This is a genomic window from Roseomonas chloroacetimidivorans, assembly GCF_049629625.1.
Taxonomy (GTDB): Bacteria; Pseudomonadota; Alphaproteobacteria; order Acetobacterales; family Acetobacteraceae; genus Roseomonas; species Roseomonas chloroacetimidivorans.
Map to the genome: position 1 here is coordinate 14738 of NZ_JBNBZS010000025.1, position 26545 is coordinate 41282.

Annotated in this window: 24 protein-coding genes; 9 read left to right on the forward strand and 15 right to left on the reverse strand. The window is 69.3% G+C overall.

Annotation, left to right across the window (positions count from 1 at the left end):
- Window positions 1-21: 21 nt before the first annotated feature.
- The 4 genes from ACO1BU_RS18970 to ACO1BU_RS18985 all read right to left on the reverse strand — a co-directional run bounded on the left by ACO1BU_RS18970 (window position 22) and on the right by ACO1BU_RS18985 (window position 3816).
- The gene (locus tag ACO1BU_RS18970; protein WP_424137530.1) at window positions 22-1128 is read right to left on the reverse strand and encodes an ABC transporter substrate-binding protein; all 1107 of its coding nucleotides are present in this window, start codon (window positions 1126-1128) and stop codon (window positions 22-24) included.
- A 132-nt stretch (window positions 1129-1260) separates the two neighbouring features.
- Entirely contained in the window at window positions 1261-2037 is a 777-nt protein-coding gene (locus tag ACO1BU_RS18975) for an ABC transporter permease (protein WP_424137531.1), read from the reverse strand.
- A complete protein-coding gene (locus ACO1BU_RS18980) occupies window positions 2034-2798 on the reverse strand; it encodes an ABC transporter ATP-binding protein (protein ID WP_424137532.1) in 765 nt (254 codons plus the stop codon). The genes ACO1BU_RS18975 and ACO1BU_RS18980 overlap by 4 nt, the downstream gene beginning before the upstream one ends.
- Before the next feature lies 1 nt (window position 2799).
- A complete protein-coding gene (locus ACO1BU_RS18985; protein ID WP_424137533.1) occupies window positions 2800-3816 on the reverse strand; it encodes an ABC transporter substrate-binding protein in 1017 nt (338 codons plus the stop codon).
- A 274-nt stretch (window positions 3817-4090) separates the two neighbouring features.
- On the opposite strand from ACO1BU_RS18985, the gene ACO1BU_RS18990 reads away from it, so the two are divergent.
- The 3 genes from ACO1BU_RS18990 to ACO1BU_RS19000 all read left to right on the forward strand — a co-directional run bounded on the left by ACO1BU_RS18990 (window position 4091) and on the right by ACO1BU_RS19000 (window position 8511).
- Window positions 4091-6529, forward strand: coding sequence for a circularly permuted type 2 ATP-grasp protein (locus ACO1BU_RS18990; protein WP_424137534.1), 2439 nt, complete (start codon window positions 4091-4093; stop codon window positions 6527-6529).
- A complete protein-coding gene (locus ACO1BU_RS18995) occupies window positions 6526-7398 on the forward strand; it encodes a transglutaminase family protein (RefSeq protein ID WP_424137535.1) in 873 nt (290 codons plus the stop codon). The genes ACO1BU_RS18990 and ACO1BU_RS18995 overlap by 4 nt, the downstream gene beginning before the upstream one ends.
- Window positions 7399-7488: 90 nt before the next feature.
- Window positions 7489-8511: an ABC transporter substrate-binding protein gene (locus tag ACO1BU_RS19000; protein WP_424137536.1), complete on the forward strand. Its 1023-nt coding sequence runs from the start codon at window positions 7489-7491 to the stop codon at window positions 8509-8511.
- 35 nt (window positions 8512-8546) lie between these two features.
- Here ACO1BU_RS19000 and ACO1BU_RS19005 read toward each other — a convergent pair whose 3' ends face one another.
- The 3 genes from ACO1BU_RS19005 to ACO1BU_RS19015 all read right to left on the reverse strand — a co-directional run bounded on the left by ACO1BU_RS19005 (window position 8547) and on the right by ACO1BU_RS19015 (window position 10981).
- Window positions 8547-9266 (reverse strand): endonuclease/exonuclease/phosphatase family protein, encoded by a 720-nt coding sequence (locus ACO1BU_RS19005; RefSeq protein ID WP_424137537.1) that lies wholly within the window; start codon window positions 9264-9266, stop codon window positions 8547-8549.
- A 6-nt stretch (window positions 9267-9272) separates the two neighbouring features.
- Window positions 9273-9905: a DUF2238 domain-containing protein gene (locus tag ACO1BU_RS19010; RefSeq protein ID WP_424137538.1), complete on the reverse strand. Its 633-nt coding sequence runs from the start codon at window positions 9903-9905 to the stop codon at window positions 9273-9275.
- Window positions 9906-10003: 98 nt separating this feature from the next.
- A complete protein-coding gene (locus tag ACO1BU_RS19015) occupies window positions 10004-10981 on the reverse strand; it encodes a Bug family tripartite tricarboxylate transporter substrate binding protein (RefSeq protein WP_424137539.1) in 978 nt (325 codons plus the stop codon).
- Between the two features lie 107 nt (window positions 10982-11088).
- On the opposite strand from ACO1BU_RS19015, the gene ACO1BU_RS19020 reads away from it, so the two are divergent.
- Window positions 11089-12165, forward strand: a complete 1077-nt coding sequence (locus ACO1BU_RS19020; protein WP_424137540.1) for a TauD/TfdA family dioxygenase — start codon at window positions 11089-11091, stop codon at window positions 12163-12165.
- A gap of 30 nt (window positions 12166-12195) precedes the next feature.
- Here the strand turns inward: ACO1BU_RS19020 and ACO1BU_RS19025 are convergent, their stop codons facing one another.
- The 5 genes from ACO1BU_RS19025 to ACO1BU_RS19045 form a co-directional block, all read right to left on the reverse strand.
- Window positions 12196-13158 carry a Bug family tripartite tricarboxylate transporter substrate binding protein gene (locus ACO1BU_RS19025; protein ID WP_424137541.1) on the reverse strand — a complete coding sequence of 321 codons (963 nt, stop codon included), beginning with the start codon at window positions 13156-13158 and terminating at the stop codon, window positions 12196-12198.
- A 104-nt stretch (window positions 13159-13262) separates the two neighbouring features.
- Window positions 13263-13778, reverse strand: coding sequence for a hypothetical protein (locus tag ACO1BU_RS19030; RefSeq protein WP_424137542.1), 516 nt, complete (start codon window positions 13776-13778; stop codon window positions 13263-13265).
- Window positions 13779-13888: 110 nt separating this feature from the next.
- A complete protein-coding gene (locus ACO1BU_RS19035; protein WP_424137543.1) occupies window positions 13889-15373 on the reverse strand; it encodes a helicase HerA domain-containing protein in 1485 nt (494 codons plus the stop codon).
- A gap of 106 nt (window positions 15374-15479) precedes the next feature.
- Complete coding sequence (locus tag ACO1BU_RS19040; RefSeq protein WP_424137544.1) at window positions 15480-16001, reverse strand: hypothetical protein; 522 nt, start codon at window positions 15999-16001, stop codon at window positions 15480-15482.
- A complete protein-coding gene (locus ACO1BU_RS19045) occupies window positions 15998-17749 on the reverse strand; it encodes a hypothetical protein (RefSeq protein ID WP_424137545.1) in 1752 nt (583 codons plus the stop codon). Before ACO1BU_RS19045 ends, ACO1BU_RS19040 begins: the two co-directional genes overlap by 4 nt.
- A gap of 9 nt (window positions 17750-17758) precedes the next feature.
- Between ACO1BU_RS19045 and ACO1BU_RS19050 the strand changes: the two genes are divergently transcribed.
- From ACO1BU_RS19050 to ACO1BU_RS19065, 4 genes are all read left to right on the forward strand, one after another.
- Window positions 17759-19366, forward strand: a complete 1608-nt coding sequence (locus tag ACO1BU_RS19050; RefSeq protein ID WP_424137546.1) for an amidohydrolase family protein — start codon at window positions 17759-17761, stop codon at window positions 19364-19366.
- Window positions 19367-19379: 13 nt separating this feature from the next.
- Window positions 19380-20159, forward strand: a complete 780-nt coding sequence (locus ACO1BU_RS19055; RefSeq protein ID WP_424137547.1) for an SDR family NAD(P)-dependent oxidoreductase — start codon at window positions 19380-19382, stop codon at window positions 20157-20159.
- On the forward strand, window positions 20147-21598 hold the full coding sequence (locus ACO1BU_RS19060; RefSeq protein ID WP_424137548.1) for a dihydroorotase: 1452 nt from the start codon (window positions 20147-20149) through the stop codon (window positions 21596-21598). Before ACO1BU_RS19055 ends, ACO1BU_RS19060 begins: the two co-directional genes overlap by 13 nt.
- Window positions 21599-21666: 68 nt before the next feature.
- Window positions 21667-22377: a hypothetical protein gene (locus ACO1BU_RS19065; RefSeq protein WP_424137549.1), complete on the forward strand. Its 711-nt coding sequence runs from the start codon at window positions 21667-21669 to the stop codon at window positions 22375-22377.
- Here ACO1BU_RS19065 and ACO1BU_RS19070 read toward each other — a convergent pair.
- From ACO1BU_RS19070 to ACO1BU_RS19080, 3 genes are all read right to left on the reverse strand, one after another.
- On the reverse strand, window positions 22365-24701 hold the full coding sequence (locus ACO1BU_RS19070; RefSeq protein WP_424137550.1) for a xanthine dehydrogenase family protein molybdopterin-binding subunit: 2337 nt from the start codon (window positions 24699-24701) through the stop codon (window positions 22365-22367). The genes ACO1BU_RS19065 and ACO1BU_RS19070 overlap by 13 nt on opposite strands.
- Window positions 24702-24788: 87 nt before the next feature.
- Window positions 24789-25202 carry a DUF3775 domain-containing protein gene (locus tag ACO1BU_RS19075; protein ID WP_424137551.1) on the reverse strand — a complete coding sequence of 138 codons (414 nt, stop codon included), beginning with the start codon at window positions 25200-25202 and terminating at the stop codon, window positions 24789-24791.
- A 176-nt stretch (window positions 25203-25378) separates the two neighbouring features.
- Window positions 25379-25642, reverse strand: a complete 264-nt coding sequence (locus tag ACO1BU_RS19080; RefSeq protein ID WP_424137552.1) for a hypothetical protein — start codon at window positions 25640-25642, stop codon at window positions 25379-25381.
- Between the two features lie 147 nt (window positions 25643-25789).
- Between ACO1BU_RS19080 and ACO1BU_RS19085 the strand changes: the two genes are divergently transcribed.
- Window positions 25790-26530 (forward strand): SDR family oxidoreductase, encoded by a 741-nt coding sequence (locus ACO1BU_RS19085; RefSeq protein ID WP_424137553.1) that lies wholly within the window; start codon window positions 25790-25792, stop codon window positions 26528-26530.
- The last annotated feature ends 15 nt before the right edge of the window (window positions 26531-26545 follow it).

Below are 26545 nucleotides of genomic sequence, written 5' to 3' on the forward strand. Positions count from 1 at the left end.
AAAAGGAGGTGCCGCCACGGCTCAGCCGCGCGCGGCGGCCTCGAGGAAGGAGAGGTCGAGATAGCGGGACGGATCGCGCAGACTGCGCCGCGGCTCCGCCTGTTCGGAGCGGAGCCGCAGCACCGTCTCGAAGCCTGCCGGGTCGATCGAAAGGTCGCGCCGGATGCCGCGCTTCGGATCGAGCAGCACCGCCGTCGCACGCTCCGTAACAGCGGGGTCGAGATTACCGCCCAGGCGCGTGCGGAACAGCGCCACCGCTTTCCCCCGGTTCTCGGGCGCGACGATCCAGTCCACGCTGCGCCGCCAGGCCCGGATGAAGCGGATCAGGGTGTCGCGGTTCTCCGCCGCCCATGCGCGCCGGGCATTGCCGGTGACCCCGGCATAGGCGCCGAGCGATTCCGCAACCCGCGCGAGGGGCCGGAAACCATCCGCTTCAGCCATGAAATCCAGCGGCGTGGTCAGCAGCGTGGCGCGGGTGCGGCCCTCGCGCAGCGCCGCCAGCCGCAAGGCATGGCCGCCGACGCGCTGAAAGGGCGCTTCCTCATCCGGCACGCCGGCGCGGCGCAGCATCTCGCGCAGCGCAAAGGCGTAGCCGGTGGTGAGCGCATCCACGGCAAACGGCCCCCGTCCCCGGAGGCCGGAGACCGACTCGATTCCACGCTCTGCCATGAGGGTCAGCACGCCGTCATCGATGCCCATGAAGGCGAAGAAGTCGGCCGGGCCTGGAAGCTGCGCCTCCCCCTGCCCCTCCGCATAGGCGACGACATTGTCCACGGCGGTCAGCGCCACCTGGTGCCGCCCGTCATAGAGGCCGCGCGCGAGTTCCACCGAATTCGGCGTGATGGCGAGGGTGACGGCGAGTCCCTGCTCCGCGAAATAGCCGCGCTCCAGCCCCACCCACATCGGCCAGTTGGACGCGCCCTGGAAGGCGATGACGGAAAGCGGCGCTTGCGCGCGGGCGGGGCGCCAGCGCGCGAGGGCAGCCGCACCGAAAACTCCGGCGGCGGCGCGACGCGTGAGGGCATGCCCGGCAGCGGACGCTGTCCCGGCGCCAGCCTCAGGGGACTCGGAATGATGGATGGGCCGCGGGGACGGACCGCACGACACAGGGGCACGCTCGGCGGTCAATGGACGCGCTCTCCTCCGGTTTTCTTGACCCGGAGGTTACCGGCTCTCCCGGACGCAACAAGGGACCGTCGGCAAAACTTCTCGAGACCCGTTTCCGCCGGGTGACCGGGCCGATGGCGGCCCCGGGCTCCCTCAGGAGCCGGACCATCCCCGCAGCAGCCAGCGGGAGAGCAAGGATAGGGCGGCGAAGATCGCGATGCCCGCGCCCGAAACAAGGGCAAGTGCGGCGAACATGCGGGGGATCTGGAGCTGGTAGCCGGCTTCCAGGATGCGATAGGCCAGCCCGGATTCCGCGCCCCCTGCCCCCGCCACGAACTCCGCCACGATAGCCCCGATCAGAGCCAACCCCCCGGAGATCCGCAGCCCAGCCAGGAAAAGCGGCAGGGCCGAGGGCAGGCGTAGCCGTGTCAGCACCTGCCAGCGGCTGGCGCCATAAAGGCGGAACAGGTCGTGCAGGTTCGGATCCGCGCTGTTGAGCCCGAGCGTGGTGTTGGACAGCACGGGGAAGAAGGCGACGATCCAGGCACAGAGGAGCAGCGCCAGCCAGACCTGGTCCACCCAGATGATGATGAGCGGCGCAATGGCGACGACAGGCGTGACTTGCAGGATCACCGCATAGGGAAAGAGCGCGGTCTCGATCACCTTGGACTGCGCGAAGAGGATGGCGAGCAGCAGCCCCAACACGGCCGCGGCGACCAGCGCCATGGCGGTGACTTCCAGGGTGACCAAGAGCGACTGCGAGAGCAGCGGCCAGTCCTGCACCAGCGCCCGGCCGATCGCGATGGGCCCCGGCAGGATATAGGGCGGCACATCATTGGCCCGCACTGCCCATTCCCAGCCACCAAGCGCCAGCAGCGCGACCAGCAGCGGCGCGGCGATGCGCCACCCGGGCTCCAGCAGGGATCTCATGCCGGCTCCATGGCACGCGCCAGCGCGTGGGAGGCGTGGCGGCACAGCGCGGCATAGTCGGCGGAGGTACGGAACTCCGCGCCGCGCGGCACAGGCGCATCGATCGGCAACGTTTCCATGATCCGCCCGGGCCGCGCCGCCATCACGGCGATGCGGCGGGAAAGATAGACGCTCTCGAACACGGAATGCGTGACCAGGATCGCCGTGAAGCGCGTCTGGGCCCAAAGCGACAACAAGTCGTCATTCAGCCGATGGCGGGTGATCTCGTCCAGCGCGGCGAAGGGCTCGTCCAGCAGCAGCAGGCGGGGGCGCGTGACCAGAGCGCGGGCGATGGAAACGCGCATCCGCATGCCGCCGGACAGGGCGCGGGGCCGGCTTCGCTCGAAACCCGCGAGCCCGACCTGGGCCAGCGCCTCGGCCGCGCGTGGCTCCGCCTCCGCCCGCGGCAGGCCGGACAGGCGCAGCGGCAGCATCACATTCCCGATCGCGGTGGACCAAGGCATCAGCGTCGGGTCCTGGAAGACGAAGCCGGTTTCCCCGCGCTTCGCGGCACGCACGCGAACCTCTCCGCTGCTCGGAGGAATCAGCCCCGCGATGATCCGCAGCAGGGTGGACTTGCCGCAGCCAGAGGGGCCAAGCAGGGAGAGGAATTCCCCCTCCTCCACCGCCAGCTCGATCCGGTCCAGGGCGCGCGTGCCCCCCGATCGGCTATTGCTGTCGTAGCGCTTCGAGACCCCGGAAAGGAGGACCGCCGGGGCCACCTCAGCCGACGCCCACCTTCCTGTTCACGAAGTCCAGCGAATAGGCCCGGCGGATGTCGAGCCCGGCGGGATAGACGCCCGTCTCCCGCATCGTGGAGTAGAAGCGATCCCAACGCTCATGCGTCATCGCACCGATGCCCAGCATCGCGGCCTCGTTGCCGAGCACCATGCCGCGCTCACGCATCACCTTGAGACCATAAGCCAGCATTTCGTCCGGCATCTCGGGGTTGTGGCGCTTGATCAGGGCATTCGCGGCCGCGATGTCCTGCCCCTTCATGTATTCGGTCCACCCCTCGATCGTCGCGTCAATGAAGCGCTGCACGAGGTCGCGCTTCTCCGTGACCATCTTTGCGGAGATGTCGACCGTGGTGTTGTAGGCTTCGTAGCCCGCATCGGCGAGCATGTGGACTCGCGGATGTGCCCCGGCCTGCATGGCCGCGAAAGGCTCGGAGGAGACAATGCCCTGATAGATGGAATTCTTGTCGGCCATGAAGGGCTGCAGGCTGGCTGCTTTGGGCCGGATCTGGCTGTCATCGAAGCCGAAGCGGCTCCGCAGGAAGGGCCAGTGGGTCACGCGGCTCGCGGCGCTGATCGCGATCGGCCTGCCACGCATCTTCTCGAAGCTGTCGATCCCCGCTTCCTCATGCGTCATGAGGATAACCGGATCCTTCTGGAAGATCGCGGCGATACAGAGGAAGGGTATGTTGTCCCGCACATAGTTCAGGGGCTGGAACGGGTTGGACATGATCATGTCCACACGCCCGGCCACCAGAAGCTGCGCCGGGTTGAGCTGCGGCCCGCCCTGGCGAAGGTCGCAATCAATGCCATGGCGCCGGTAGATGCCGGCCGCGACGGCCTGGTAGTAGCCGCCATGCTCGGCCTGGGCGCGCCAGTCCGTCTGAAAGACCACCCGATCCAGCAACTGCGCGGAAGCCCGCGCACCGGTCACCGGCACGAGGGAGAAAGCGGTGCCGCCCGCCAGAAGATTGCGGCGGTGGATGCGGTACTTCGTTCCCATCGGGGCTCACTTGCCTCAGTGCCGGTTCCGCGTGCGGGCCCCATGCCCGCGGCGATGCGCGTCGCATCTTCCATGCCATGGCGGAACCGTTCCGCGCCAGGGCCGACTCGGCGAGGGATACGTCGAACAGCCGGGCTATGCCGGGGCGCCCCGGCCGTTATGCTGCGCGCCCCTTGAACCCGCCCTTGTCGAATAGATCCGAAGCACCTCGCATGGCCTGTGCCGCCGCCCTACTCCGCCTTGAGCCCTCCGCCTGCGCGACGCGGAGAGCCGGATGACCCTTCACGCGACCAGCGCCGCGGTCGACGAGATGGTGGACGGCCGGGGCCGCGTCCGTTCGCATTGGCGCGGCCTGCTCGGTTCGCTGTCCAACCTGCCGGAGGGCGGGTTGGCGGAGCGCGCGCGGATGCTGGACCGCGCCTTCGAGGAGGAGGGTCCGGCGGGCCTCCTTCCCTCGCACGCCTCGGCCCGGGGACGTGGCCCCGCGGGGCGGCTGGATCCGGTGCCGCTTGTGCTCGAGGCCGCGGAGTTCAACTCCCTGTCGGAAGGATTGGCCCAGCGCGCCCGGCTGCTGGAGGCCGTGCTGGCGGATCTCTACGGGGAACAGCGCCTGATCTCCGAAGGCGCGATTCCACCTGAGCTGGTCTTTCCGAACCCGGCCTTCCTGCGCCCCTGCCGCAACGGCCCGGCCGGCCAGTTCCTGCACGCCTATGCCGCCGACCTGCTGCGCGGGCCGGACGGGGCCTGGCATGTCGCGGGCGACAGGGTGGTGACCATGGGTGGTCTGGCCCAGGCCATGGCCAATCGTGCCCACATGGCCCGCACCATGCCCGAATGCACGCGGGCCGTGCAGATGCGGCCGCTGCGGCCCTTCATGGATACCTGGCGCGACCTGCTGCAACGGGCTGCCGGGCCAGAGATGGCCGGGGCAGCGAGTGTGGCGCTGCTGACGCCCGGTGTTGGCCACTCCGCCTGGGCGGAGCATGTGACCCTTGCGCGCGACCTCTCCTGCGTCCTGGTTGAGGTTGGCGACCTGACAGCACGGGGCGGGACGCTGTTTCTGAAAACCCTGCGCGGCCTTCAACCCGTGCGGGTCCTGCTCTCGCGGCTGCCCGGCGCATCGCTGGACCCGCTGGAGCTGGGCGGGAGACCGGCGAACGGCGTCTCCGGCCTGCTGGACGCGATGCGCGCAGGCACGCTGGTTGTGCACAACCATCCCGGGGCCGGGCTGGCCGAGGCCCCTGCCCTGCCTTCCTTCCTGCCCGCGCTCTGCCAGACGCTGCTGGGCGAGCCGTTGGCCGTTCCCTCGGTTGAAACCATCTGGCTGGGTGAGGAGCCGGCCTTGGCGCGGTACCGCGCAGCCCCGGGTGACTTCGTGCTGCGGCAGGCCGGGCGCACGGGAACGGCCGGGAACATGATCGAGGGCGACCCGCGCGGCTGGGCCGCCATCGCCTGCGAACCGCCTTCCCTCGCCCCGTCCTTTACCGAGGACGGGCTCGCACCCCGCCCGGTTCTGCTCCGGCTCTTTCTCCTGCATGACGGCGAGGGCTGGCGTTGCCTGCCCGGCGGGCTGGCCCGGCTGACGGATGAGGCAGGTCGCCCGGGGAAGGTCGCGAAGGATGTCTGGGTCCTGTCGGAGGACCGGGCGGAGATCCGCAGCACGATCATACCGCACCGCCCGGCGCTGGCGGTCCGGCGCACTTCCGGCGACCTTCCCTCCCGCGTCGCAGACAATCTGTTCTGGCTGGGCCGTTATGTGGAACGGCTGGATGATTCCGCCCGGCTGATACGCTCGACCCTGGCGCGGCTGGAGCGCGCCCCGATGCTGCCGCATGATCAGGCCGAGATCGTGGCCCTTTCCCGCTGCCTTCTGGACGCGAAACTGATCACCAAGGAGGAACGGCCCACCTCCGGCGATGACGGCGCGCTGCGCCGGGCCTTGTTGCGAGCCGGGCGCGAGGGGGGGCGGCTGCACCGGCTGAGTGGAGAGGTGGCGCAGCTGGTCGAGGCGACGCGTGACCGGCTGACCAGCGACATGCATGCTGCCTTCACCTTGCCGCTGCGGGATTCGCGCGCCGCCCTGCTGGCCTCGGACAACCCGGCGGCGCTTGGCGCCGCGCTGGGTGGGGTCGTGCGCTACGCCTCGGGCGTGGCCGGTGTCGCGGCGGAGAACATGGTGCGGGGCGGCGCCCACAGCTTCCTTGACCTCGGCCGGCGGCTAGAGCGGGCTGTGAGCGTTTCGGCGCTGCTTGGCCATCTGCTGAACGAGGTGCCGGCCCGGGTGGAGAGCGCCCTGACACTGGCGCTTGAGCTTTGCGATTCCGTCATCACCTATCGCACGCGCTACCTGCATGTGCTTCAGCCCGGTCCGGCATTGGACCTGGTGATGGCCGATCCGGCGAACCCGCGTGGCCTCGCTTTCCAGTTCGCCGCGGCCGAGGCGCTGTTGGCTGGAGTCGAGGGTGGTGGTGATCCCAGCCTTTCCGCCTGGGCCCGGCGCCTGCGGGTGGAAAGCGAGACCATGGCCGCCGAGGTAGCCGCCTCCGCCGAGAGCGCCACGGTGGCGACGGGTCTTTCCCCCCGCCTGCTCGCCCTGCAAGACGCCGTCGGCGCGCTTTCGGACGCTATCGGCCGGCGTTACTTCACTCTTGTCTCCGCGCCGCGCCTCCTGGGCGTGGACACCGCAGAGGAACCAGCGCGGGGCACGGCATGATCTACCGCGTGCGGCATGTCACCACCTACAACTACGAGACGCCGGTGGAGCTGGCGACGCATCTGCTCCACCTTTCACCGCGGCCCCTGCAGCGCCAGCGCGTGCTGCGGACGGAGCTGACCAGCGACCCTGTCCCGACCCGCCGGCACGAGGCGCTGGACCATTTCGGCAACCCGACAGCCTGGTTCTACCTGGAGCAGCCACACACCCATTTCGCGGTGACGGCGGATTCCCTGGTGGAAGTCTGGGCGCCGCCGCCACTTCCGGCGGAGACCCCGCCCTGGGAGTCGATCCGCGAGATGGCGCTGCGGGACCGGGAGGCGGCCGAGTTCCTTTTCCCCAGCCCGTCCCTGCCGCCGGTGGAGGCTGCCCGCGCCTTCTTCGCCCCGCATTTCACCCCCCGCCGGATGGCCGGCGCGGCGATGGTGGAGATGATCGCGCAGTTCCGGAACCAGATCGACTTCCGCTCCGGCGTCACCACCATCTCCACTCCGGTGGAAGAGGTTCTGCGGCGCCGCGCCGGCGTGTGCCAGGACTTTGCCAACCTTCTGGTCACGGGGCTGCGCATGCTCGGCATCCCCGTGCGCTACATGTCCGGCTATGTTCGTACGCGGCCACCGCCGGGCGGCGTGCGGCGCGTCGGGGCCGACCAGTCCCATGCCTGGGTGGCCGCCTGGCTGGGCCCTGAGCTGGGCTGGCTGGAGATGGACCCGACCAACAGCCTCTTCGTCGAGGAAGAGCATGTGGTGCTCGGCTGGGGTCGCGATTTCGGGGATGTCTCGCCGCTTCTCGGGGTGATCCTCGGCGGTGGCCGGCATTCGGTGACGGTTGGTGTGGATATGGACGAGGTCGCTGCCGTCGCGGGCTGATCACGCGTTCCTGAGCGCGGCATCCTTCCTGCATGGGCCGGCGCCGAGCGGCGGGGATACCGCCGCCATGTGTACCGGAGAACGCCGAACATGACTCTCGCCCGTCGTACCCTGCTTGCCGCCGGCACCGCCGGCCTGGCCCTGCCCTTCATCCGCCCCGCCGCCGCCCAGGCCCCCATCCGCTTCTGCCTGGACTGGGCGCTCCAGGGGAACCACGGCATGTTCTCCCTGGCCGATGACCGCGGCGTGTTCCGCAACAACGGCATCACCATGCGCATGGACCGTGGCTTCGGCTCCGGCGACACCACGGTGAAGGTCGCGTCCGGCGCCTATGACGTCGGCTACACCGATGTCTCCACCATGGTGAAGTTCAACGCCGAGAACCCGGAAAAGCGCCTCGTCTCCTTCTATCAGATCCTCGACCGCACCGCGGCCGCACTGATCACACTGAAGAAGAACGGCATCACCGATCCGAAGGGCGTGGCGGGCAAGCGCCTGGGGGCGCCCGAGGGCGAGGGCAGCCGCATGCTCTTCCCCGCCTTTGCCCGCGTGGCCGGAATCGACGCCGGCAGCGTGAAGTGGACGAGCATGGCCGCGAACCTGCGCGACACCATGCTGGCCCAGGGCCAGGTGGATGCCGTCACCGGCTTTCTCTTCACCACCCATTTCAACCTGGTGGGCCTGGGCATGAAGGAAGAGGATATCGTGGCCTGGCCCTATGCCGAGAACGGGCTGGACATCTATGGCAGTGCCCTGGTTGCCCGTGCCGACTGGCTGGAGAAGAACCCGCAGCTGGCGGCCTCCTTCGTGAAGGCCTCGGTCGAGGGGCTGAAGATGCTGCTGGCCGAACCGGACGCCGCCATGGCCTCGCTGCAGAAGCGCGAGCCGCTCTTCGACGTGGCGCTCGAGAAGCGCCGCTGGGCCATGACGCGCGACCGCTCCATCCTGACCCCGGCGGTGAAGGCGGGCGGCACGGGCGCGATCGACATGGCCCGCGCCGAGACGCTGATCCGGGTGAATGCCGAGGCCTATGGCGTGTCCAACCCGCCCAAGGCCGCCGACATGTTCACCGAGCGCTTCCTGCCGCCGGCGGCCGATCGCAAGATCGCCTGAGCCGGTACCGGCCGGAGCTTCTGGGTTCCGGCCGGTCAGTCCGGACGCGGCGCGAGCAGCGCCGTGTTGATCCGCGCCTTCAGGGGCAGGTGGTCCGAGGCGCGGCGGGCCAGCGGCGTGTCATGTGCCTCCACATCAGGCACGAGGCCGCGCGGATGGCCCATGATCCGGTCCAGCGCCAGGAAGGGCCGGAAGGCCGGGAAGGTGGGCGCCGAATGCGGGTGGCCGAAAGCCGGCTCCAGCACGCCTAGCACCGAGGCACCCATCCGCCACTCGTTGAAATCGCCGAGGAGCAGCGTGGGCAGGCGTTTTCCCTGCCCCGTCTGCATGGCTGCCAGCAGTGCTTCTCCCTGGATGCGGCGACGCGCGGCGCCAAGGCTGAGATGCGTGGCGAGAAGGCGGAACGGACCCCAGCCGAGGTCCAGTTCCGTCAGGATGGCGCCGCGCGGCTCCATTCCGCCCATGGGAAGCCCCTCGGGAGGCCGCAGGATTCGGGCATTCTTCCGAATGAGGACGAGGTTGCTCCGCCAGCCCTGCTCCTCCGGTCGCCCACCGACGCGCAACAGGTGCAGCCCGGCCTCGCGCTCGATCCACTCCGTATCCAGCATGTCCTTGCCGCGCCGGAAGTAGTGCTGCGCCTCCTGAAGGGCGATCAGGTCCGCGCCGATCTCCGCGATGACGCGTGCGACGCGGTCCGGCCGGAACAGCCCGGCCGTGCCGCGGCCGCGATGGACGTTGTAGGTGGCGACCAGCACGGGTTGTCATTCCGCTGCTGCGCTGTCCCGGAGGGCGAGGCAGGGCGGCGTGGTCTCGGCCGTGGCCGCAGAAGCATCATGCCGTGCCCGGTGCGCCGCCCATGCTGCGGCCAGGGTGGCGCCGAAGGTGGTCAGCGCCACGTCGGTCCAGGTATCCGTCCAGTCGCCGATCAGCCCGGTGACGTATTCGAAGCCCTCCCACACCGTGCCGAGATTCAGGCCGAAGAGGAATCCCGCGAGGATCAGCTCGCCCGCCGCGTGCGGCCGTCCATCTCCACGCAGGATCGCTGCGAAGACGAGGCCGGTCAGGACACCGTTCAGAAGATGCACGATCTCATCATAGGGGTTGGCGCCGTAGAACCAGTTCAATCCGTAGCCGGGGCTGACGACGAGGGTCATGAGGACAGGTGTCGCGTCAAGCGAACGTGGGATGGTCCGCAGGCGCCGGGGCAGCACAGGCATGCGCTCGCGCGGCGGCAGGATCAGCCCGAGGCACCCGACCAGCGCCGCGGCCGTTCCCATCGCTGCATCGCGTTTGTCGAGGCTCCAGAACCAGGCCGCCACGGTCACCAGCGCGGCGAGGCAGGCCCAGGCGTAGCGGGAATGGTGGCGCAGGTCCTCCCGGGTCAACAGCGGCAAGCGCGATCCTCCCTGGGCCGCGCTCCACGGGCCCGCCACTGCGTCACAGCACGCAGATGCAGGCTGGAACGCGGCTGCGGGCGGGCGGCTGCCTGGGCTTATTGCACGCTGATCTTCTGCTCGCGGATGATCCGGGCCCAGCGGTCGGATTCTGCCACGATGCGCTCGGCAAACTGCCCCTGGGTGTTGGGCAGGTAGATCAGCCCCTGGTCGTCCAGCATCTTCTTTACCTCCGGCGTACCTGCTGCCTCGGTATAGGCCTCGTAGAGCCGTTCGATGATCGGCCGAGGCGTGCCGGCCGGGGTGATGACCGCATACCAGGTGACCACATCGGCATCCGGATAGCCGGACTCCACCATGGTCGGCACATCGGGAAGCTGCGGGATGCGCTGTGGGGTGGTGACCGCCAGCGCCTTGACGACGCCTGCCTTCAACTGAGGCAGCATCAAGGGCAGCGTGTCGAACATGGCATGCACATCGCCCGTCAGCATGGCCGGCAGGGACTCATTCGTACCCTTGTAAGGCACGTGCTCCATCTGGATGCCGTCGCGCTCCTTGAACATCTCGAAGATCAGGTGCTGCGCGGTGCCGACGCCCACCGAGGCGGCATTCATCCTGCCGGGGCGCGATTTCACCATGGCGATCAGCTCCGCCACGCTGTTCACCGGAAGATCCTTGCTGACCACCAGCACGAGGGGTGAGGCAGCGAACATGGTCACGGGCACCAGATCCCGCCGCGCGTCATAGGGCATGTCACGATAGAGATGCGGGAAGATGGTCAGCGGGCCCAGATTGCCCATCCCGATCGTGTAGCCATCCGGCGCCGAGCGCGCGATCTCCGCCACGCCGATCCGCCCGCCTGCGCCCGCTTTGAAGTCATTCACGATGACCGCTCCGAGGCGACGCGACACCTGGTCGTTGTAACCGCGCGCAATCACGTCGTTCAGCCCGCCTGGCGGCCAGGGAATGATGAAACGGACAGGCTTGGACGGCCAGGCGGTCTGGGCCAGAGCGGGACGGGCCAGCGCTGGAAGGGCGAGGACCGCGGCAAGGTCGCGGCGGCGCAGCTTGGACATGAAAACCTCTTGAAGGGGCGCCACGGGCGCCGTCGACGCAGGCGGATGCAGCCACCATGCCATATCCGTATTGACCCGTCCCGCGCCGGCGCGCGAGGCTCTGCCTCATGCAGCCCGACCTTCTCAAGCCCATTGGCGGCCGCGCCGCCTGGACCGGCGCCGAACTGGCGCAAGACCCGAGCTGGGTCTTCCGCTTCGATGCGCCCGCCATTGCCGAGATCGAGGCGGCGCTGGCCGGCATCCGTGCGCGGGGCCTTCCCCTGCCGCGCATCCGGGCCGCGGACTTCCCGCTGCCCTCTGCCAAGCCCCTGCTCGACACCGTGTCGAAGGAGCTGGAGGAAGGCCGCGGCCTGGTCCGCATCTCCGGCCTGCCGGCGGATCGCTGGTCCGCCGACGATCTGAAGGCCGTGTTCTGGGGCCTCTGCGCCCATCTCGGCACGCCGCTGCCGCAGAACACCAAAGGCGAGATCCTGGCTGAGGTGCGGGACGAAACAGGCATGGGCAAGGCCGTGACCGGACCGGATGCCAGCGGAACCGTCCCCTCGGCCCGCGCAAGGTCGCGCTCCACCGGGCCGCTGCGCTTCCACACGGATAAATGCGACGTGCTGGCGCTGCTCTGCGCTTCGAACGGCATTGCGGGCGGGGAGAGCCGGATCGTCTCCACGGTCGCGATCCACGACGCCCTGGCGGCGCGCCGGCCCGACCTGCTGGAGGTTCTGTATCAGGACTTCCACCGCATGCGCCCGGCCGATGAGGAGGGCGAGGGCCATGCGGACCGCGTCTTCACCATGCCCGTCTTCTCGCGCGGGCCGACGGGTGCCTTCACCAGCCAGTACTCCCGGACCTATGTCGAGATGGCCCATGCCGAGCCCGGCGTGCCGCCGCTGCGTCCGGAACAGATTGAGGCGATGGACGCGCTGGCCGCGATCGCCGACGAGTTATGCCTGCAACTGCCCTTCGAAGCCGGGCAGATCCAGTTGATGAACCAGCACGTGACCTATCACGGGCGCACGGCCTATGCGGATGACGCGGTCTCCGGCACCTCCCGCGTGTTGATGCGGATCTGGCTCTCCACACCGAATAGCCGAGCACTGCCGGCGGGGCATGCGGTGCAATGGGGCAGTACGGCGCCGGGTGCGGTGCGCGGCGGGGCCATCCCCGGACAGTCCGCGCTGGCGGCCTGAGTGGCGGGGGCGCGGAGACGCCCCCTTCCCTCAATCCGGCTGGATCTTCGCTTCCCGCACGACGCGGATCCATTCATCCAGTTCGCGGTTCACCCGCGCCTGCAACTCCGCAGGCTGCATGATGCGAATGATGGCGCCCTGCTCCTCTGCGCGACGACGGAAATCGGGCGTGTCCACCACGGCGTTGCAGGCCTCCGTCAGCCGCTTCAGCGTGGCCTCGGGCGTGCCGGCCGGGGCGAAGACGGCGAACCAGCCGATAACCTCCAGGTTCGGGAAGCCGGCTTCGGCGAGGGTCGGCACCTCCGGCAGCGCCGGGTGGCGCGTGGACGAGGTGATGGCCAGGGTCTTCAGCTTGCCATCGCGGACGAAGGGCATCAGCGGCGGCGGCGTGGTCATCATCATCTGCACGCGACCGGAGACGAGGTCCTGCGTGGCCGGCCCGGTACCGCGATAGGGTACATGGGTCATGTCCGTGCCAGTACGCAGCTTCAGCAATTCCGTGCCGAGGTGCTGGAGCGAGCCGGTGCCGGAGGAAGCATAGTTCAGCGTGCCCGGATGCGCTTTCGCATAGGCGATGAACTCCCGCATATTCGCCGCGGGCACGGAGGGATGCACGAAGATCACCTGCGGCGCATCGAGCAGGAGCGCAACCGGGGCGAAGTCCTTCCGCACGTCATAGCCGACATTCGGCATGATGGCGGGCGAGCCGACATGGTAGCCGGAATACTGCACGAGCAGCCGCGTGCCGTCCGGCCGTGCCCGCGCCACATCCTGTGTGCCCAGCGCACCATTGGCACCGCCCTTGTTCTCCACGACCACGGGCTGGCCGAGCTGGCGCGAGAGCGGTTCGGCCAGAAGGCGCGCGGCAAAGTCGGTGGTGCCTGCCGGTGCCGTGGGAACCACGAGGGTGATGCTGTTGGATTGCGCGGCGCCGGTACGGGCGACGAAGGCGGCAGCGAGGCCGGATACGGCCGCACGGCGTGTGATGCGCATCGGAAGTTCCCTCGCGTTATAGCCAGGAGGATGCCGCAGGCTGACCCGGCCTGCAAACCGGGTCCAGGTCTGGGCTTAGCCCTCCTTTACTCAAGCGCGCCGGCTCAGGGAAAGGACAGGTCGGTGAGCGAGCAGGTGTTCACCTGCCGCCGCTCCGTCGCCTGCCCGCTGGCATAGACCACGCGGATGTCGTTCACGCACTGGCCCTGTGGCAGCCGGATGATGATGACCCCGCCGGGCTCCAGGATGTTCTGGCCGAGGTGGTCCGCTCCCCAGTTCGCCTCAGAGGAGGAGGAGACGTAAATTTCGTTGATCCTCGTCTTGCTCCGGTTGCCCAGGCGGAAGGACGGATCCGACGAGGCCGCCGCTGCGGACTGAGGGTTGCGGGACCCGCTACCCGGAGCCGCGGATCCCGGCCAATTGGGATTCTGGCGCTGCATGTGCTGCTGCAGCATCCGTTCATTCGCCGTGCCGAGCATGGAGCCCTGCGGGTTGTTGAAGGTCGTGCCGCCGGAGCCGTTCGGAAGCCAGAGCTGCTGCGCGTGGGTGGGCGCGGAGGGGCCGAGGAGCGCTGCCGCGAGGACGCCAGCCGCGAGGGAGGCCAGGAACTGAGCTTTCACGAATACGTCTCCCCGTCACTGCGGACCGAATGGGGAGCGGCTTCTATCATTTCGTTCTGAATCCGCAAGATGTGGAAGCTTCCACATTCCTGCCCTCTCGAACTTGTGCCCTAGGCCGCGGCGGGATCCCCCGGCGCCGTCTCCCAGGCCAGCCCGACCAATGCCACGATGCGGCGCCCGCCAGCCGCGGGCTTCTGTACGATCAGCCCCTGTTCCTCGATCCAGCCGAGCAGCCGCCGGGCGCGGCCCGCCGAACGGCTGCCATAGGCGCGGGCGATCGCCGCATCGGATGGGCAGGGCAGACCCTGGCGCGCGGCATGGGCCAGCAGCAGGAAGACACCCTGGGTGTCCTCCGGCAATCCCTCGGCCCGCGCGGCGGCTTCGGGCCAGTCCGGGTCATTGGCAGCCTCGGGCGGCACGCCGGCACGGGCCACGGCGAGCATGCGGCGGAAGGCCGGCAGCTCCGGCGGCTTGCCCGGCACGGCATGGATGCGCAAGCGAACCAGCAGGTCCTGGTAAAGCACGCCGATCGGGCGGAAAGCTGCGTCGGGCTCGGCCAGCATGTCGCGCAGGATCGCGCCCGTACGGGCCTCGCGCTCGGCCAACTCCTCGGGCGAGGGCTCAGGCTCGGTCACGCGGGCGGTGGCGGGCCGGGCATTGGCGGAAGCCTGGGCAAGCTGCGCCAGGATGTCCTGCGGTGGCGCGGGCGGCGGGCGGCGGGCCGGGCGCGGCGCCACGGGGTCGGGGGCGGCCAGGATCAGCTCCCGGGCCTCCTCCGGCGCCGTCTGGGGCAGCGGGGTCAGGGAGGGGCCGGAGCCTCGGCTCTGGGTTTCCACCGCCCCGACGCGGATGGCCAGCGGGCGGCGGGACAAAGCCGGGCCGAGGCCGATGAAATGGCCGCGCTGGAGGTCGCGGAACTGCTCGGCCTGTCGGCGTTCCATGCCCAGTAGGTCCGCGGCGCGGGCCATGTCGATATCGAGGAAGGTACGGCCCATCAGGAAGTTAGAGGCCTCGGCCGCCACGTTCTTGGCGAGCTTCGCCAGGCGCTGGGTCGCGATAATGCCGGCCAGGCCACGCTTGCGGCCGCGGCACATCAGGTCGGTCATGGCCGAGAGGGCGGCGCGACGGGCATCGTCCGAGGTATCGCCGCCAGCGGCGGGAGCGAAGAGCTGGGCTTCGTCCACCACGACCAGCATGGGGGTCCAGTAATCGCGTTCGGCGTCGAAGAGGCCGTTCAGGAAGGAGGCGGCATGACGGAGCTGGCGGTCCACCTCCAGCCCCTCGAGATTGAGGACCACCGAGACACGGTGGCGGCGCACCCTGTCGCCCGCGGCTGTCATGGCCTCCTCGGTATGGGCCGCGGCGTCGATCACCAAATGGCCATAGCGATCGGCCAGGGAGGTAAAGTCGCCCTCCGGGTCGATCACCGCCTGCTGCACCCAGGGCGCTGACTGCTCCATCAGGCGGCGCAGGAGATGCGACTTGCCGCTGCCCGAATTGCCCTGCACGAGGAGCCGGGTCGCAAGAAGCTCCTCAAGATCCATCATTCCGGCCGTGCCGGTGTTCGTACGCCCGAGATCGATCGCGACCGTCATACCCCCTCCGCCCCCGCGCCCGCCCGGCGGGGGCGGCTCCTATAGCGGATCGGGCCGGGCTGTGCAGGCCGGGGCTGCCCCAGGAGGGACTGCCCAGGGCATTCTCTTACTCCTGCGTCAGCCGCGCCACGCAGGCATACCAATCCCGGCCGGACACGCCCGCATCGGGCACCGAGAGGGTGGGCGCGGAAACACCCCGTCCGCTAACGCTCACCGTACCGCCACCGAGCAGATCCCGGATCCGTCCCTCCGCCGCCACATCCAGCGCCGTGCCAGCATGGGCGGTGCGTTGTGCGTCCGTCTGTGCCGCCAGCTGCCAGCCGGTGCCCTCCCCGCGAAATGCGAGCCGGACCCGGCTCCTGACCGGTAGGGCCCGGCCTGGCGCGGACAGGGAAAGGCTCGTCCTCCGCCCCGGCCCGGCTGTCAGGCTCAACGTCATCTCCCGGTGCGCAATCCGCGCGGTGCAGCGATCCCCGACGATGCCGAAGGACCAGGCGCCCTCCACTTCCGCCGGTGGCGGCGGCGCCGGGGCGCGGACCACGCGGCGCGGCGGGGCCGCGGGGGGCGCGGACTGGCAGGCCGCGAGTGCCAGGAAAAGCGCGGGTAGAAGCAGCGGGCGCCGTGTCACGTCGGGGCCTCTCCGATCATGATGTGCTGCCAGGGGCTGGCGGTGTAGCGGCGCGCTGTACGCGAGACCGCCAGGACGCGCCAAGCGTAGAGACCCGGCTCGGTGAAGCGGATGATCTGGCGATCCGGCACCTCGGCATAGGCCGCGAACACCTCCTTCGCCGGTCCCTCGATGCCGACGCTCACGACCTCCACAAAGAGGTCAGGCCGCGGTTCAGGGCTCGTCCAGGAAAGCGTAACGCCGGGCGTGGCAGCCTCCAATGACAGCACCGCGCCATTGGGCGGATCCGTTGGCAGGGCGGCCGCGGGCGCCGGCGGCTCGCTCTCCGTGGTGGGCGCAGGCGCAGGCGCGGCCCGATCCTCCGGCGCCGTCGTGGCGGGCAGGCCGACCTCGATGGTTCCGGGCCTGGGCAGCGCGCCACCCATCCGGCCGAGCCGCGGCTCCGTCTGGCCGAACTGCCCCGCGCCGATCACACCGACCTGAAGAGCCGCCTCGCGGTCCTCCCGGAAGAAATAGTTCAGCTCCGGTCCGGCGGCCTGGCGGCCGATTGGAAAGGGAACGCCGACCGCAAGCCCGGCCTCGCTCAACCCGGCGGCAAGGGAAGCGGCGCGCTGTGCGGCCTCGGCCGTGCCGCGAGGATAGGTGATCACCACCCGGATCATGGCGCCGGAGGGCAGCACGCCGGACCTGGCCCGCCTGGTCTCCGCGTCATCCTCCGAGGTTTCGGCCTCGGCCTGCTCCTGGGGCGCTGCCACAGTGGGTGGCTGTGCAGAGGCAGCCTCTCCAGTGAACTCGGAAGGGGCAGGCGTGGCGCTCGCCGTCATGGGCGGGGGGTCCGCGCGGCGCATTGCGGGCCGGTCTGGCCCCGGCACCCCGCGGGGACCCGGAAAGGCGAGCCAGACAAGCGCGGTACCGATGACGAGCACCGCAGCCGCCGCGGAGAGCAGGTGCCGCCCACGCCCGACGGGTGCCTCTGGCGGCGGCTCGGCCAGTTGGGCTTCGGATGGGATGGGTTGCGGGGCCGGATGACCGGCACGAGGTAAGGGAGCGGGATCCTCCCCCTCCTCTTCCTCGAAGAGGCTCGACAGGGAAGGATCGGCCGGTTCGCCCGCGCCTCCGGTGCGGAGCGTGGCGGCGTCCCGCACATGTTCCGGGCGCACCTCGCTCGACCCCGCCATATCAGCCACCAGGAAGCTGGTTCCGAGCAGCAGGTTCAGCCGGCCGGGGATACCGCCAGCCGCCTCGGTCAGTGCGGCAACCGTGCCGCTGGCCAGCCTGGTCCGGTCCAGACCGGCCCGTGCCAGGCGCATGGCGATATAGGCGGAAATATCCGACGGCCGGAGCATCCCGAGCCCCACCACATGGTGCGGCACCGGGGCCAGCCGGTTCGAAAGGCCCGGCGGGCCCACCAGAACGGTAAAGCCCGCCGCCCGCTGCGCCACCTGCCGCAGCGTCGTATCGTCCATCAGGTCCGCATCATCGACGAGCAGAACCTGCGGTGCGGTGTCCTTGTCCTGCCAGGCACCGCCCTCGACCCGCTCCACATGGAATACAGGCGAGCGGAGCGCCTCCTCGATGTCGCGCAGCAGCAGGCTCTTGCCGGTGCCGCTCGCGCCGATGAGCACCACAAGCTTCTCGCCGGCCGCGAAGGCCTCAAGAATGTCGCGCCGCGCCGCCGACCAGGCACTATGCGGCACCGGCGCCGCATCGACGCCGGCACGAGGAGTCGCGATCGGCTCATCAACCATGCTTCCTATGTGAACGAAGCGGGAGGCGCTCACAATGCCCTCGCGCATCTGGTGCGCCGCCATATCGGTGGACGACCTGGGGTGGCAGGCCGTTGGCGCCGGGAGGACGTGTTCGGCCCTGGCCTGCTATGCTGGGCCATGGACCGAATCCTGATCACCGGCGCCCGTGTTCTCCTGCCCGACGCTGCCTCGGCGCCGTACCAGGACATCCTGGTGGAGGACGGGCGTATTGCCGCCCTCCTACCGCCCGGCGCCGTCATAGAGAACGCGGCGCGGCACGACGCGGCCGGGCGCCTCGTCATCCCCGGGCTGGTGAACGGCCACACCCACGGGCATGGCGGCCTCTCCAAGGGCATGGGCGACAAATGGGACCTCGCGCTTTTGCTGACCCACGCCCCATGGATCGGAGGAGCGCGCGGACTGGAAGAGAAGCGGCTCGCCACCATGCTGACGGCCGTGGAGATGCTGCGGAAGGGCTGCACCGCCGGCTACGATCTGGCCTTCGAGTTCCCCGGCCCGACCGTGGAGGGGCTGGAAGCCATGGCCGATGCCTATCGCGCGGTCGGGCTGCGCGCCGTGCTGGCGCCAATGGTGGCGGACCTGACCTTCTTCCAGGCCACGCCCGGCCTGATCCAGGCCCTGCCGGAGGAGCACCAGGCACGGGCCGCCGGCATGTCGATGATGCGGGGCGAGGAGGTTCTGGAGGCAATTCATCACGCCGCGCGCGGCTGGCGCGGCGGCGATGTGCGGCTGGGCTGCGCGCCCACTATTCCCCTGCACTGCTCCGACGACTTCCTGGAGGGCTGCCGCGATCTGGCCGCCGAGCATGGGCTGCCCATGCAGACCCATGTGGCCGAGGCTCGCTATCAAGCCGGTGCCGGTGAAGTCCGTTATGGCTCCACGCTGCTCGCCCATATGGATCGGCTGGGCCTCGTGAATGAGCGTTTCAGCGTGGCCCATGGCGTCTGGCTGACCGAAGCCGATCTGGCGTTACTGGCCGAGCGCGGTGGTGGGCTTGCGCATAATCCGGGCTCGAACATGCGGCTCGCCTCCGGAATCGCGCCGACGCGGGCGGCGATCCGGGCCGGGGTGACGGTGGGGCTGGGCACGGATGGCTCCGGTTCCTCCGACAACCAGAACATGTTCGAGGCGATGCGGCTGGCCGCCTTCGCCTCCCGCCTCTGGGAAGGCGCGACGGAGGAGGACTGGCTCGGCACGGCCGAGACGGTGCGGCTGGCGACCGAGGGCTCGGCGAAGCTGCTCGGCTTCGAGGCCGGGGCGATCGCGCCGGGTAAGCTGGCCGATCTCGTCTTTCTCGACCTGTCGCATATCAATTGGGCACCCTTCAACGACGCGGCGAACCAGCTTGTTTGGACCGAGGATGGCTCGGCCGTGCGCGAGGTGATGGTGGGTGGCGCCTGGAAGCTGCGCGACGGGCGCGTGCTCGGCGTGGATGAGGCGAAGCTGGCCCGCGATGCGCAGGAGGCGGCGGACCGGCTGGCCGGGCTGAACGCCGGCATGCGGAGCTGGTGCGAGGCCATCGCGCCGCATGTGAGCTGCCACTGCCGCACTTTGGGATCGCGCTTCACCGCGGCGCGTCGCCTGCTGGCGCATTGAGGGAATTACTCGGATGCTTTTGAAGGACCGCGTGGCCGTCATCACCGGCCCCGCCAAGGGAATGGGCGCAGCCGCCACCTTGCTGCTGGCGGATCACGGGGCCGATCTGGCCCTGGTCGGGCGCGATACCGCCGCGATTGAGCCCGTGGCGGCCGAGGCGCGCGCAAAGGGCCGCCGGGCGGAGATCTATGGCTGCGACATCACCGATGCCGCCGCGGTCCAGTCCATGGCCGATGCCGTGCTGCGCGATTTCGGCCGCGCCGATGTGCTGGTGAATATCGCGGGCGGAACGGGCCCGCTCGGGAAGACCTTCTGGGAGACGACGCCGGAGGAGTTCCGGGAGATCCTGGACCTGAACGTCACCGGATGCTTCCTGACCATGCGGGCCTTCGCCCCGGCCATGATCGCCGCGAGATCGGGGAAGATCGTGAATGTCGGCGGCACCTTCGGCCTGCGCGGCAAGGCCGGGCGTGCTGCCTATTCCGCCAGCAAATGGGGGCTGCGCGGCATCACCAAATCGGCGGCGCTGGAGCTGGGGCCGCACAACATCAACGTGAACTGCGTCTGCCCCGGCATGATCGAGGGGCCGCGTTTCGAGAAGGTGCGCGGCGAGATGTCCCACCGGCTCGGCATTTCCATGGATGAGGCACGGGAGGAGTATTCGAAGGACTACGCGCTACGGAGGATCAGCACGGATCAGGATGTGGCGGGCGCGGTGCTCTTTCTGGCATCGGAGCTTTCGCGACAGGTGACGGGGCAGGACCTCGCGGTGGATGGGGGATGGGTGATCTGATGGACGGGATGGCTGATCTTCTCATCACCGGCGGCACGGTGGTGAACGAGACCGGGCGCTTCGCCGCCGATGTGGCGGTGAAGGACGGGGTGATCGTCTTCGTGGGCCATCCGGCCTTCGCGCCCAGAGCGCGCGAGGTGTTGGATGCGCGTGGGCGCCATGTGATCCCGGGCGCGATCGACACCCATGTCCATATCCGCGAACCCGGCATGACCCATAAGGAGAACTGGACCACCGGCACCCGCGCGGCGGCCGCGGGCGGCGTGACGACCATCTTCGATATGCCGAACACCGATCCGCCGACCTGGGACCTGGAGGCGCTGGCGATCAAGCGCGAGGCGGCGGAACGCCAGGCCCATGTGAATTTCGGCATCTACGGGCTGCTGGATGAGCGCAAGCTCGACAGCCTGGAGCCGCTGATGGATGCCGGGGTGATCGGCTTCAAGCTGTTCTACGGCAACACCACGGGCAACCTGCCGGCGCCCAATGACGGCGCGGTGCTGGAGGGCTTCGAGGTGCTGGCGCGGCGCGGCCATCGCTGCACCATCCATGCCGAGAACTCGCCCATGCTGTTCTGGCGTGAACGCCGGATGCAGGAGGCCGGGCGGACGGACGACTACGCCCATTGGTGCGCCCGCGCCGATATCGTGGCGCTGGAAAGCCTGAACCGCTGCATCATCCTGAGCGAGTGGACCGGCGCGCGCATCCATATCGCGCATGAGAGCACGGCGCGCTCTATCCCCTATATCAAGGCGGCCAAGGCGCGGGGCGTGCCGATCACGGTGGAAACCTGCCCGCAATATGTGATCCTGGCCGCGGAAGAGCTGACCGGCGAGGCCGCCCGGATCGGCCGCCTGAACCCGCCGATCCGCGAGGGCGCGCAGCGCGAGGGCATTCTTGCCGCACTGGCAGACGGGATCATCGACATCCTCGGTACGGACCATGCGCCCCATGCGGTTTCGGAGAAGCAGTCGCCCTCCATCTGGGGCAATGCCTGCGGCTTCCCGGGCGTCGAGACCTCCATGCGGCTGATGCTGACCCTGGTGCACCAGGGCAAGCTGACGCTGGAGCAATATGTGCGGATGGTGGGCGGTGCCCCGGCCCGCGCCTTTGGCCTCTATCCGCGCAAGGGTGTGATCCAGCCCGGCGCGGATGCCGATATCGCGGTGGTGGACCTCTCGAAGGAAGGGGAGATCCGTGGGGCCGAGCTGCAATCGGAGCGCAGCCGCTTCACCCCCTTCGAGGGGATGCGGACGGTCGGCGCGCCTATCGCGACGGTCGTGCGCGGCCGGGTGGTGATGCGGGATGGCGTGGTTGCGGATGCGGCCGGCTGGGGACGGATGGAACGGCCGGAGATGCCGCCCCCTGCCCCGCGCAACCTGGCGACAACCACAGACGCCATCCTGCGGCCGGGGGCCATGCCGATCGTGCCGCTCTGAATCCGTCGTCATCGGACTTTCAGTTCGAAATCGAAACACGCTATGGGGTCTGGCGAGAGGAGACACCCATGCCGCGGATTCCCATCCACTACGACAGCTTCCAGATCTCGAACGGGATGAAGGAACAGGCGCGGAAGGTGGTCGGGCGGGGCATGCACCACACGCTGAACCGCGATGCCGCCGATGCCGAGGTCTCGGCCCATGACCACCACATCGCCCGGCTCACCAATATGGATCCCGGCGACGTGGCGACCTTCCGCACCGTGGCTATCGAGTACCGCGTGGTCTTCGTGGTGCGCTGCCCGGGCATCAGCACACGGCGCTTTGCGAGCCTCGGCCTGGGCGTGAGGGGCAAGCCGGAGGAGGACAAGGAGGGCCTGAAGGTCGGCAACGACCTCGTGCGGCGGGGCAACGGCCAGCTCATCGTGGGCGATTACGACCTGATGTCGGTGTGGATCGCGGATGGTGGGCATTATGAGCGCCTGCCCTTCACGCGTAACGGCTCTGGCCCTTCCGCCCGCTGGACCAATCCGGAGGCGGAGCGCCTGTTCCAGCGGCTGAACGTCTCGCTCAACATTCCCGTCGAGCATGGCGCCAATGACGATTGGAACACCAAGGGCAACAGCGCCTACGAGATCATCCGCGGGAAGGCGGTGCAGGGCCATCGCAGCTATGTCGCCTTCACCGAGACCGGGGACTACCGCCTGCTGCAATCCCCGGCCGCGCTGAAGAACTTCTACGTCAACGTGCTGAAGGTGGCCTGGCCCTACGCGACCTGACGCTGGCCGGCTTCGGCCTGGGCCAAGGCACGCCACACCTTCTCCGGGGTTAGCGGCATGTCGAGATGCGTGGCCCCGACGGCATCGCAGACGGCCGAGACGATGGCGGGCGGCGCCCCGCAGGCGCCTCCCTCCCCTGCCCCTTTCACGCCCAGGTCGTTGGTCGGGGTGGGCACCACATTCAGCGCGAGTTCGAAGTCGCAGCCGTCACTGGCGCGCGGCATGCAGTAGTCCTGGAAGGTGCTGGTCAGGAACTGGCCGCTCTCCGGATCGTAGCGGGCCTCCTCCATCAGCGCCTGGCCGATGCCGGTCATGATGCCGCCATGCATCTGCCCATGAACCAGCAGCGGGTTGATGACATTGCCCACATCGTCCACGGCGGCGTAGCGGACCAGGGCCACCCGGCCGGTTTCCGGGTCCACCTCTACCTCCGCCACGTGGCAGCCATTGGGGAAGTTGCACTCCGTGTCACGGGTATAGGTCAGGGCCTCGTCGAGGCCAGGGGATTCGCCCTCGGGCAGCTGGGCCGGGTCGTGCGCGGCGGCGACCACGCGCGACCAGTCCAGGCCGAGATCGGTGCCGGCCACCCGGAAGCGCCCGTTTGATAGCTCCACATCCTCCGGTGCCGCCTCCAGCAGATGGGCCGCGATCCGGCGGGCCTTCTCCACCACGGCGTTGCTCGTCCGCAGCACGGCAACGCCGCCCATTTGCGAGGAGCGAGAGCCACCGGTGCCCTGGCCGGCCTGAACCTCGTCCGTGTCGCCCTGGATAAAGACGATATCTTTCAGCGGCAGCCCCAGGCGGTCCGCCACGATCTGGGCGAAGGCGGTTTCATGGCCCTGGCCATGGCTGAAGGTGCCCACCCGGATCTCGGCGCGGCCCTCCGGCGTGATCCGCAGCCTTGCCCATTCGCTGGGCATGCCTCCGGATGCCTCAATGAAATAGCCCAGGCCGATGCCGCGCAGCTTGCCGCGCGCCCTCGCCTCAGCCCGTCGGGCCGGGAAGCCCTCCCAGTCCGCCAGCTTCAGCGCCATGGCCTGGGTGCCCAGGAAGTCGCCGCTGTCGATGACATTCCCGACCGTATTGCGATAGGGCATCTGCTCGGGGCGGACATAGTTCCGCCGCCGGACCTCGTCGCGCCCGATTCCGAAGGCCAGCGCCGCCTGATCGAAGAGCCGCTCCATGATGTAGGCCGTCTCCGGCCGCCCTGCGCCGCGGAAGGCGTCCGTGGGCACGGTATTGGTGAAGACGCAGCGCACCTGGTTGTTGATGGCCTGCACGTCATAAACAGTGCCCATGACCCGCCCGCCGCCTGTGGTCGGAATACGCGGGCCCATGTCCTGCAGATAGGCGCCCATCCCCGCGATGGTGCGGATGCGCACGCCCAGCGCCTTCGCATCCGCATCCAGCGCCATCTCCGCATGGGTTACCTGATCCCGGCCATGCGGGTCGGCCTGGAAGGTCTCGGTGCGGCCCGCCAGCCATTTCACAGGCCGGCCAAGCCGCCTCGCGGCCCAGAGCACCATGGCGTTTTCCGGCACCAGCTTGCCCCGCAGGCCGAAGCCGCCGCCCACATCGGGGGAGATGACGCGCAGCTTCTCCGGTGGAATCTGCAGGGCATGCTTCGCCAGAGCGTCGCGGACGCGGTGCGCGCCCTGGCTCGGGCCGCGGAAGATGTAGCGCTCGGTGGCGGCATCCCATTCGCCCAGCGCGATGCGCGGCTCCATGGGGTTGCCGACCACCCGGTTGTTCACCAGGGAAATCGAGACCACCCGGTGTGCCCTCGCGAAGGCGGCCTCGGTCTCCTCGAAGCGGCCGCTGTCCCAGAGGACGGCGGTGTTGTCCGGGCGCTCCTCCCATATAACGGGGGCACCCGGCGCGGCCGCAGCCGCCGTATCCGTCACGGAGGGCAGCGGCTCATAGTCGATGGCCACCAGCTCGGCCGCGTCCGTGGCTTGCTGCCGGGTCTCGGCCACCACCAGCACCACGGGATCGCCGACATAGCGCACGCGCTCCGTCTGCAGGATCTCCCGTTTCGGATTGAAAAGCGGCGCGTCCCGGCCGGGCACGTCGAACAGGGCACCGAGCCGCCCCAGCCCGTCGTCGGCGGCGTCCTGGCCGGTCAGCACGGCAAGGACACCCGGCGCTGCCCTGGCCGCCTCCGTGTCAATGGACAGGATCCGCGCATGCGCATGCGGCGAGCGGAGGACGACCGCCTGCGCGCAGCCCGGCGGGTCCATGTCATCCGTGTACCGGCCGCGACCGGTCAGAAGACGCACATCCTCGCGTCGCCGGACAGGCTGCCCGATCCCGTATTTTTCCATCCGTCCCTCCGCTCTTCTCCCGGCACTATAGGCCAGGTTCGGCGGCGGAGTAGGCGGAGCGCGATCCGGATCAGGCAGCCCGCCCGCTCAGCGGGGGACCTCCTCCACCGAAATCCCGAAGGCAGCCACACCCTCGGAGAGATAGTCGCCAAAGAGCTCCATGTTGGTCAGGTATTCCGACGCGGTTCCGTCCGCGTTGCGCTCCTTGGCCAGGCGAAGAGCCTCATCCCACTCGGTGGCGTCGTAGTCCCCGCGGCCGATCCAGGTGAGCGCGATCAGGGCGGCCTGCTCGTCCTCGTTCAGCTCGTCGATCAGGCCTTTCAGCGTGTCGGCGAGCCCATCCGGATCCACCTCGTCGCCGACCTCCGGATCCTGCACCTCCTCATTGGTCGCTTCCTCTTCCAATTCACCAGCGCCACGGGCGGCATCAATGATGCCGGCGATGGTGGGAAGGCTGACGACGAGATCCACCTCGTCGTCGGGGTCGGGACGGTCGCTCATTTTAGCCGCCTCTCATGGGCCCGGCCTGGGCTCGGGTTGGGTTCATTCCACGGGCACCGCGGCCCGCCTCTGGCCGCGCCCCCCAGGGAAGGTGATCCGGCGGGCCAGAGTTGCGGGCCCCGCTGGAGAGAATGCGTGCCGTCCGGCGCCGGGTGGCCCGGCCCGGCCGGTTGGTCTTACTCCTCGGGTCGTTCGATCTGCCGTCGGCCACGGATCGGTGAGATGTCCACCGGGCCACCGAGATTCTGCCCGAGCTCAGATCGGTCTCCGGCCTGAAACTCGCCGGGGGAAACAGGCTCGGCCGCTGTCCCGGCTGCGGGATCCTCGCCCCGGTCAGGCCCGAGCCGTCCATGCGCCTGGCGCTTGGCCAGGGGACTGTCCTGGATGGGATCGATCCCCTTCTGGGATTCGCTGATATCCCGATCCGATCTGTCGTCCATGTCGGCGCCCCCCCGCTTTGCCGGGAAAAAACGCGGGCCTGGGCGGGCAGTTGCCCGCCCAGGCCGTTCCCGGTGGAAGGGCCGATCTTGTCAGCGACAGGCGCGGGACGCAGGCTCCGCCGCGGAATCAGCGGAGGAGCCAGGTCCATGACAGAGCGGTTTGCGGTGGTCACCGGTGCGGGCACGGGAATCGGGCGCGCGGCGGCGCAGGCGCTATTGGCCGACGGCTGGAGCGTGGCCGTGCTCGGCCGTCGCCTCGCGCCACTGGAGGAGACCATCGCCGGGCATGACAAGGCTATCGCCATCACGGCGGATGTGGGCGACCGCGCTCAGGTGCAGGCCGCCTTTGCCCAGGTGAAGGAGCGCTTCGGCCGGCTGGACCTGCTCTTCAACAATGCCGGCCGCGGCGCCCCGGCCGTGGATTTCGACGAGCTGCCCTATGAGGATTGGCGCGGCGTCGTGGCCGCCAACCTGGATGGCACCTTCTACTGCGCCCAGGAAGCCTATCGCATCATGAAGCACCAGAACCCGAAGGGCGGACGGATCATCAACAACGGCTCGATCAGCGCCCATGCGCCGCGCCCCGGCGCCGCCCCTTACACGGCCACCAAGCATGCCGTGACCGGGCTGACCAAGCAGATCATCCTGGATGGCCGCAAGCACGACATCACCGCAAGCCAGATCGACATCGGCAATGCCGCGACGCCCATGACGGAGCGGATGACCAAGGGCGTGATGCAGCCAGATGGCTCGATGATGGTGGAGCCGCGCATGGATGTGGCGCATGTCGGCCGGACAGTCGCGCATATGGCGTCGCTGCCACTGGATGCGAACATTCCCTTCATGACGATCATGGCCACGAAGATGCCCTTCCTCGGGCGCGGCTGAAAAAGTCGGAAAGGC